This is a genomic window from Bradyrhizobium altum (assembly GCF_020889705.1).
In the GTDB taxonomy this organism is placed as follows: Bacteria; Pseudomonadota; Alphaproteobacteria; order Rhizobiales; family Xanthobacteraceae; genus Bradyrhizobium; species Bradyrhizobium altum.
This window is the reverse complement of the sequence record NZ_JACMYP010000346.1, coordinates 1-7,680: the sequence shown is the minus strand read 5'-3', so window position 1 is coordinate 7,680 and position 7,680 is coordinate 1. Positions and strand designations below refer to the sequence as shown.

Below are 7,680 nucleotides of genomic sequence, written 5' to 3'. Positions count from 1 at the left end.
CCGCCGCCGGCCGTGCCTTCGTCGGCAAGGCGCGCGCGATCCTGCGCGACACCGAGCTCGCGGTGGAAGCCGCGCGCCGCGCAAGCCGCGGCCAGGAGGGCCAGCTTGCGATCGGCTTCACCTCTTCGGCGGCCTTCCATCCCTTCGTCACCGGCGTGATGCGCGAAATGCGCGAGCGCGCGCCTGCGATCACGTTGTCTCTGGAAGAGGCCTCGACCGGCGAGCTGATCGAAGCGGTCGAGGCCGACCGGCTCGATGCCGCATTCGTGCGCTCGCCGAGCGAGCGGCTGGAGAACCTCACGATCACGCATCTGCTCGACGAGGAGATGCTGGTCGCGTTGCCCGACCATCATCCGCGCGCCCGCAAGGACACGCGCCGGCGGATTTTGCTGGCCGCGCTCGCCGACGAGCCGCTGATCCTCTACCGGCGTCCGACCGGGCCGGGCCTCTACGACAGCATCATCGCCGCCTGCCGCGCGGCGGGCTTCAGCCCGAAGGTGGCGCAGGAGGCGACGCGGATGGTGTCGACGCTGAGCCTCGTCGCGGCCGGGCTCGGCATTTCGATCGTGCCGGAATCGATGGCGCGGCTGGAGACCGCAGGCGTGTCCTATCTCCGCCTCGACCGCGCCACAGGCCTCGTCGCGCCGCTCGCGCTGGCCCGCAAGAAGGGCCCCGCCGCCGGCACGCTCGGCCGCCTGCTCGGCATCGTGACGCGGCGGGTGAAGGACCGTGCCACCGTTTGAGGCAGTGTCGCGCGACGTAGCTGAGCGTCAGCGCAGGCCCCGCGGATGGCGTGGAATGTGGGGAGTTTGGCGAACGTTCGCGTCAGGGCGCGCCTAGATAGCTCCCATCGAACTCTGATGCCGGCGCGTCGATCGCAACAGCTCAGTTGCGTCCGGCGGCCTCGGGTCCAATCACCACAGTGAAAGGCAGTTCAATGGCACGTTTTCCTGTCCATACGCTCGACTCCGCCCCCGAACCTTCGAAGGCGGCCCTGCGTGATGTCGAGGCGCGGTTTGGCATGATCCCTAACCTTGCCGCGACGATGGCGACGTCACCGGTGTTGATCCAGAGCTTCATCGGCATCTTCGACAAGGTTCACGGCGGCAGCTTCACCGAGCAGCAGATCCAGACCGTGCTGCTCACCGATGCGGTGACCAATGGCTGCACCTGGGCGGTCGCCCTCCATTCCGCGCTCGGCCTGCAGGCCGGCCTCGATCCGGCCGACGTCGATGCGATGCGTGCCGGCCGCTCGCCTGCCGACAAGACCCTCGGCGCACTCTCGACGCTGGCGAGGTCGCTGATCGAAAAGCGCGGGCGGCTCGACGACGAGGAGATCGAACGATTCCTGGCGGCCGGGTTCTACAAGGACCTCGTGCTCGAGGTGATTAACATCGTGGCGGCATCGACCATCACTAACTACACCGGCAGCGTGACCAATCCACCGCTGGAGCCGGCGTTGCAGGCGCATGCCTGGAATCGTTGAGCCGATCTCAGCTGCGCGTCAATCGCTGCGCGCTGCACTCCCTCTCCCCGTTCTTACGGGGAGAGGGTTGGGGTGAGGGGCCGTCTCCGCATCGATGGCGATAGCTGCGTTTGCGGAGGCTCCCCCTCACCCGGAACGCATCTGGCGATGCGTTCCGACCTCTCCCCGCACGCGGGGCGACGTAAAGCGGAGTCCTTCGCTAACGACATCATGTCTCAGCGCGCAAATCTGGCGCGGTAGTCCTGCGGTGTGGTCGACAGCACGCGCAGGAAGCTGCGGCGCATCGTCTCCTCGGATCCGAAGCCGCAGCGCTGCGAGATTCGCTTGACCGGCAAGCGCGTTTCCGAGAGCAGGTGCCGGGCGCCCTCGACCCGCAATCGCTCGATCGCGCGTGCCGGCGTCAACCCGGTTGCATCAGCGTAGTGCCGGCTGAAGCTGCGCTCGCTCATGCCGGCCTGTTTCGCCAGCGTCGAAAGCGAGAGGTCGTCGGCCAGATGACCGCTGATCCAGTCATGCAGCGCGCCGAACCTGTCGTCCGTCGTTTGCAGCGACAGGACTTCGCTGAACTGCGCCTGGCCGCCGGGCCGCTTGAAAAACACCACGAGATAGCGGGCGACGGCAAGCGCCGCTGCGCGGCCGAGGTCTTCCTCGACCAGCGCCAATGCGAGATCGATGCCGGAAGTGACACCGGCGGATGTCCAGAACGATCCGTCGCGCACGAAGATCGGATCGGGCTCGACGCGAACATCGGGAAAGCGCTCGGCGAGTTCCGAACAGAATTGCCAATGCGTCGCGGCGCGACGGCCATCGAGAACGCCCGATGCGGCGAGCAGGAACGCGCCGGTGCAGACCGATGCGGTGCGGCGTGCCTGCCCGGCGCGTCCGCGCACCCAGTCCACCAGGGCGCGATCGGCCACCGCAGCGTTGACGCCGTCGCCGCCCGGAATCACCAGCGTGTCGACCGCAGTGCCGATGGCAGGCAACGGGTGCACCGCGAGCCCGACACCGGCCGATGCCTCGATCGTCGGGCCATTCTTGGCAACGACGCGGACCTCATATGGCTCGGCGTTGCCTGCCTTGGCAGCCAGCGCGTTGGCGGATGCGAACACCTGCAACGGCCCGGTGACATCGAGCAATTGCACCGCCGGATAAGCCAGCACTTCAATCAGGCGGCGGCCGTTTGGCGAGAAACGTGGGCTGGTTGGCGTCATCGTCGAAACGTGCCGCGCTAGATTCGCTTTGTCCATAGCGCAAAGAAAGTTTGAGGGAAGTTCGATGATTGCTCACGATGTCCACTTGCGGATCGGATCACTGCTGTTCGAAGGCGTCGATCAAATCGATTTGACCGGGCCGTTCGAGGTGCTGTCGCGGATTCCGAATTCGACCTACCGCATCTACGGCAAGACCGCCGAGCCCGTCCGCGACATCAAGGGATTGCGGCTGACACCGGATGCGACGCTGGCCGAAGCGCCGCCGCTCGATGTGCTGCACGTGCCCGGCGGCTTCGGTCAGCAAGCCCTAATGGAGGACGCGGAAGTGCTCGGCTGGATCAGCCGGCAGGCGGCCGGGGCATGCCGCATCTTCTCGGTTTGCACGGGCGCGCTGATCTGCGGAGCGGCCGGCCTTCTGAAGGGGCGCAGGGCGACGACACATTGGGCGTCGTTTCACCTGCTGCCGTTCTTCGGCGCTACGCCCGTGAACCAACGCGTGGTGGTGGACGGAAGCTTCGTCTTTGCCGCCGGAGTCACGGCGGGCATCGACGGCGCATTGCGGCTCGCGGCTGAATTGCGCGGCGACGATGCCGCGCGCGCGATCCAGCTCTATATGGTATATGCGCCGGAGCCGCCGTTCGACTGCGGCACGCCGGAGACCGCGCCACCCGAGATCCTGCAGCAGTCGCGCCAGGCCGTGCGCGCGATCACGGCGCAGCGGGAAGAAACTGCACGCCGCGTCGCCGCCAGGCTGGGCGTCGCTGTGGGAGATTGAACGCGGCGGCTAGTTCCCCGGTTCGAAGCTGCAGTCGGCACCGCCGCCGGCCTTGTCCTTGATCACCGTGGGATCGAGTGTGCAGGACAGTTTCGACAGCGCCTCGTAGATCGTGCCTGCGGCGCCGTCGGGCGGCACGCCGGCCAGCGCCACGGTCGCGTAGATCGCGTTGGCCTCGCTGCCCTTCACGGTGTGGGTCCTGCTGCCGAAGGTCAGCGCGCAGGAGCGCGAGGTGATGTCGACATTGCTGGCGCGGCAGACGACCTTGTCGGCCGTGACGGTGATCTTCCCGATGAGGTGAACATTGCTGTTGCCGCCAAAGAACGCGGCAACCGCCTTCTTCTCCTTGGCCGGCAGCGGCGAATAGGGCGCCACCACGCCTGCGAGCGCCAGCGCGACCGAACCGGACGTGGTCGCAGGCGCGGCCCATGCGGCGGACGAAGCCAGCGACAATGAACATGCGAGGATCGTCAATCGGCCAAGTCTCAATCCAAGTCTCATTCCCGTCTCCTGTATCTGCGCTTTCCGCGGCGCGGAATCGCTAGCATGTCCCGTGGCCCGCATGGGTGATGCCGTTCACACGCAATCCCGCAACTTCGCGTGAGGGCGGTGCGCGCACAGGACAGGGCGGCCCCGCGTGGACCCGCTTGCACGATCGCGCCATCGGCGTCACAGTCCGCTCCGCGGCAGCGATGCCGCCAACAACCAAGACAAGAAGTTCAGTCCGAGGAACGCCATGGCGGCCACGCGCATCGACTGCGACATCCATCCCGCGGTGGGGGGAACACGCACCACGCTGCTGCCTTATCTCAGCGATCACTGGAAGGAACAGGTCGTCAGCCGCGCCATCGACGGGCTGGATCTCAATTCCTATCCGCCCTCGATGCCGCTGTCCGGCCGCGCCGACTGGCGGCCTGCCGACGGCCGCAAGCCGGGCAGCGATCTCGCCATGGTGCAGCGCGGCGCGTTCGACCAGCTCGGCGCCAGCCACGCCATCTGCAACGTCGTCTATGGCGCGCAGGCGGTGTTCGATCCCTACATGGCGGCGGACTTCTGCAAGGCGATCAACGACTGGATCGCGGCGGAGTGGCTTGCCAGGGACACGCGGCTGCGCGCCTCGATCGTGGTGCCGATCCAGGCGCCGGACCTTGCAGTCGAGGAGATCGAGCGCCGCGCCGGTGACAACCGCTTCGTCTCGGTGCTGGTGCCCTCGCAGGGCGAGATGCTGCTCGGGCGGCGGCACTACTGGCCAATCTATCAGGCCGCGGAGAAACACAGACTGCCGATCGCGATCCATGCCGGCAGCGCCTACCGCGGCGCGCCGAGCTCGATCGGCTGGCCGTCCTATCGCTACGAATATTATCTCGCCGAAGCGCAGGCGTTCCAGGCCCAGACATTGAGCCTGATCTATGAGGGCGTGTTCGGGAAGTATCCGGGATTGACCGTGGTGCTGATGGAGTCGGGCGTCAGCTGGCTGCCGGCCTTCATGTGGCGCGCGAACAAGACCTGGCGCGGCGTCCGCGTCGAGGTGCCGTGGGTGGAGCGCGAGCCGGCCGCAATCATCCGCGACCATTTCCGCGTGACCATGCAGCCGTTCGACGCGCCGATGGATGCGACCGGCGTCGCCGATGTCATCGACCAGATCGGCTCCGACAAGATGTTCCTGTTCGCGTCCGACTATCCGCACTGGCAGTTCGACGGCGACGATCCGATCCCGCCGCACCTGCCGGCGAGCCTCGTCAAGCGAATGTGCGAAGACAACCCGATTGAAACGTTCCCGCGTCTGAAGCTCGACTCGTAATTCGCGCGCATGATCCGGAAAAGTGGGAACCGGTTTTCCGAATAGATCATGCGCCAAACTAAATGGAGGATCGCATGAGTGAGGTCATCGACCGCCCGATGCTCGACCAGGAGACCACCGCCGCGACGCGGCTGAAGATCATTGATTGCGACATCCATCCGAGCATTCATGCGCACAGCGACCTCAACGAGTTCCTGCCGAAGCGCTGGCAGCAGCATCTCAAGGAATATGGCAGCCATCTGCGCACGCCCTATATCGGCACCACGCCATATCCGCGCTCCTCGCCGCTGATCGCGCGGCGCGATGCGTGGCCGCCGACTGGCGGCGTACCCGGCTCCGATCTCGATTTCATGCGCAAGCAGCATCTCGATCCGTTCGATGTCGAGTTCGGCATCCTGCAGGTGCTCGACCTCTTCATCTTCTCGCAGCAGAATCTGGAATTCGGCGCCGCGATCCAACGCGCCATCAACGACTGGCAGCTCGCCTTCTGGGCGCACCGCGATCCCAGGCTGAAGGCCTCGATCCTGGTCGGGCAGGACGGCTCCGACCTCGGCCTCGCCGAGATCGACCGCTGCGCCAAAACCGGTGAGTACATCCAGATCAACGTCTCGCCGCGCGCCAACGAACCGCTCGGCCGCCGGCGCTACTGGCCGATCTATCAACGCGCGCAGGAACTCGATCTGCCGCTCGGCATCCATGTCGGCGGCTATGGCGGGCATGCGCCGACCGGTGGCGGCTGGCCGTCCTATTATTGCGAGGAGCATCAGTCGAACGCGCACACGGTGGCCTCGAACCTCACGAGCCTTGTGCTGGAAGGCGTTCTCGAGCGCTTCCCGAAACTGAAGATCGTGTTCATCGAGGGTGGCTTCGGCTGGATCCCCGCGACGATGTGGCGGATGGACCAGCATTTCGAGCGCTTCCGCAGCGAGGTGCCGCATCTGAAGCGCAAGCCGAGCGAATATGTGAAGCAGCATTTCTGGTTCACGACCCAGCCGATCGACGAGCCGGATGAAGCGAAGCACCTGCGCCAGCTGATCGAATGGGTCGGGATCGATCGGCTGCTGTTCTCGTCGGACTATCCGCACTGGGACTATGACGACGCGCGCTACGCCTTCAAGACGCCGCTGACGGACGCCGAGCGGCGCAAGATCTTCAACAGCAACGCCCGCGCGGTCTATAAGTTCTAGGATCGAGATGGCCCGTCACATCGTCGCGCGCACCAGTGAGATTCCTGCCGGCGGCAACAAGGTGTTCGGCCTCGAGGGCCGTGACATCGTCGTGTTCCACGTCAATGGCGAGTTCTTTGCGCTGCTCAATCGCTGTCCGCATGAGGGCGCGCCGCTGGAGAAGGCGGCCTGCGTGGCGCGCCTGACGTCGCCGGAGCCCGGCATCTATCGGCGCGACCGTGTCGGCGAGATGCTGCGCTGTCCGTGGCACGGCTGGGAATTCGACATGCGCAACGGCCAGTCCTGGTTCGATCCCAAGCGGTTCAGGATCCGCTCCTATCCGGTCGCGGTCGAAAGCGGCGCCGAATTGCAGAAGGGGCCGTATGTCGCCGAGACGTTTCCGGTGCACATCGAAGACAATTACGTGATCGTCGAGGTGTGACAGGCTGCGTCGCAGAAGCCGGCCATCGCGATAGAGGTACTATTGCGATATATGCAACAATGAAGTGCCGCGACCGGCAATTATAATATCCAATGCAATGGGCCACCTTGAGGTCGCGGTCGGGATGACCCCGTCCACGACATTAGGAACGGCACCATGAAACTCTATCACTTTGCTCTCTCCGGCCACGCACACCGCGCCCGCCTTTTCATGTCCCTGTTGGGCATTCCGCACGAGCTGGTTGACGTCAACCTCAGGTCCGCGGCGCAGAAGACGCCGGAATTCCTCGCGCTCAATCCGTTCGGTCAGGTGCCGGTGCTCGACGATGATGGCACCATCATTGCCGACTCCAACGCGATCCTTGTGTACCTCGCGACCAGGCTCGGCCGCACCGACTGGCTGCCGCAGGATGCAAAGGGTGCCGCAGCCGTGCAGCGCTGGCTGTCAGTTGCCGCCGGCGATCTCGCGTTCGGGCCTGCCGCGGCTCGGCTGATCACGGTGTTTGGCGCGAAGCACAATCCGGACGACGTGATCGCGCGCGCCCACTTGCTGCTGAAGCGACTCGAAGCCCATCTCGCCGATCGCGACTGGCTGGTCGGCGCGCAGCCGACGATCGCGGACGTTGCGCTGTACAGCTATTTGTCGAGCGCGCCCGAAGGCAACGTCGATCTCTCCGACTATGCGCGCGTCAACGCGTTCCTGCGCCGGATCGAGGCGCTGCCGGGCTTCGTGCCGTTTGCCAAGACGCGCGCCGGTCTGGCGGCGGCTGCGTGACAGGTCGATCGGGCGTGCCCGCGGG

Annotated in this window: 9 protein-coding genes; 7 read left to right on the top strand and 2 right to left on the bottom strand. The window is 65.8% G+C overall.

All coding sequences use genetic code 11. The features are described from left to right. Both H8B02_RS42845 and H8B02_RS42840 read left to right on the top strand, forming a co-directional pair. Positions 1-743: LysR substrate-binding domain-containing protein (locus H8B02_RS42845; RefSeq protein ID WP_229171768.1), on the top strand; the 743-nt coding region annotated here is incomplete at its 5' end. 194 nt (positions 744-937) lie between these two features. After that, a complete protein-coding gene (locus tag H8B02_RS42840; RefSeq protein WP_229171767.1) occupies positions 938-1,486 on the top strand; it encodes a carboxymuconolactone decarboxylase family protein in 549 nt (182 codons plus the stop codon). A 215-nt stretch (positions 1,487-1,701) separates the two neighbouring features. Here H8B02_RS42840 and H8B02_RS42835 read toward each other — a convergent pair whose 3' ends face one another. Beyond that, positions 1,702-2,697 (bottom strand): GlxA family transcriptional regulator, encoded by a 996-nt coding sequence (locus H8B02_RS42835; RefSeq protein WP_229171764.1) that lies wholly within the window; start codon positions 2,695-2,697, stop codon positions 1,702-1,704. Between the two features lie 64 nt (positions 2,698-2,761). On the opposite strand from H8B02_RS42835, the gene H8B02_RS42830 reads away from it, so the two are divergent. Next, positions 2,762-3,472 carry a DJ-1/PfpI family protein gene (locus H8B02_RS42830; protein WP_229171762.1) on the top strand — a complete coding sequence of 237 codons (711 nt, stop codon included), beginning with the start codon at positions 2,762-2,764 and terminating at the stop codon, positions 3,470-3,472. Between the two features lie 9 nt (positions 3,473-3,481). On the opposite strand, the gene H8B02_RS42825 is transcribed toward H8B02_RS42830, so the two are convergent. Next, complete coding sequence (locus H8B02_RS42825) at positions 3,482-3,973, bottom strand: hypothetical protein (RefSeq protein WP_229171761.1); 492 nt, start codon at positions 3,971-3,973, stop codon at positions 3,482-3,484. A 235-nt stretch (positions 3,974-4,208) separates the two neighbouring features. Between H8B02_RS42825 and H8B02_RS42820 the strand changes: the two genes are divergently transcribed. The 4 genes from H8B02_RS42820 to H8B02_RS42805 all read left to right on the top strand — a co-directional run bounded on the left by H8B02_RS42820 (position 4,209) and on the right by H8B02_RS42805 (position 7,655). After that, positions 4,209-5,273 carry an amidohydrolase family protein gene (locus H8B02_RS42820; RefSeq protein ID WP_229171760.1) on the top strand — a complete coding sequence of 355 codons (1,065 nt, stop codon included), beginning with the start codon at positions 4,209-4,211 and terminating at the stop codon, positions 5,271-5,273. Between the two features lie 74 nt (positions 5,274-5,347). Next, the gene (locus H8B02_RS42815) at positions 5,348-6,460 is read left to right on the top strand and encodes an amidohydrolase family protein (protein WP_229171758.1); all 1,113 of its coding nucleotides are present in this window, start codon (positions 5,348-5,350) and stop codon (positions 6,458-6,460) included. Between the two features lie 7 nt (positions 6,461-6,467). After that, positions 6,468-6,881, top strand: a complete 414-nt coding sequence (locus H8B02_RS42810; protein ID WP_229171756.1) for a Rieske (2Fe-2S) protein — start codon at positions 6,468-6,470, stop codon at positions 6,879-6,881. A 156-nt stretch (positions 6,882-7,037) separates the two neighbouring features. Next, on the top strand, positions 7,038-7,655 hold the full coding sequence (locus H8B02_RS42805) for a glutathione S-transferase family protein (protein ID WP_229171755.1): 618 nt from the start codon (positions 7,038-7,040) through the stop codon (positions 7,653-7,655). Positions 7,656-7,680: the final 25 nt, after the last annotated feature.

Coding starts and splice junctions, on each gene's coding strand:
- H8B02_RS42840 (WP_229171767.1), top strand. CDS start 938: ATGGCACGTTTTCCTGTCCATACGCTCGACTCCGCCCCCGAACCTTCG.
- H8B02_RS42835 (WP_229171764.1), bottom strand. CDS start 2,697: ATGACGCCAACCAGCCCACGTTTCTCGCCAAACGGCCGCCGCCTGATT.
- H8B02_RS42830 (WP_229171762.1), top strand. CDS start 2,762: ATGATTGCTCACGATGTCCACTTGCGGATCGGATCACTGCTGTTCGAA.
- H8B02_RS42825 (WP_229171761.1), bottom strand. CDS start 3,973: ATGAGACTTGGATTGAGACTTGGCCGATTGACGATCCTCGCATGTTCA.
- H8B02_RS42820 (WP_229171760.1), top strand. CDS start 4,209: ATGGCGGCCACGCGCATCGACTGCGACATCCATCCCGCGGTGGGGGGA.
- H8B02_RS42815 (WP_229171758.1), top strand. CDS start 5,348: ATGAGTGAGGTCATCGACCGCCCGATGCTCGACCAGGAGACCACCGCC.
- H8B02_RS42810 (WP_229171756.1), top strand. CDS start 6,468: ATGGCCCGTCACATCGTCGCGCGCACCAGTGAGATTCCTGCCGGCGGC.
- H8B02_RS42805 (WP_229171755.1), top strand. CDS start 7,038: ATGAAACTCTATCACTTTGCTCTCTCCGGCCACGCACACCGCGCCCGC.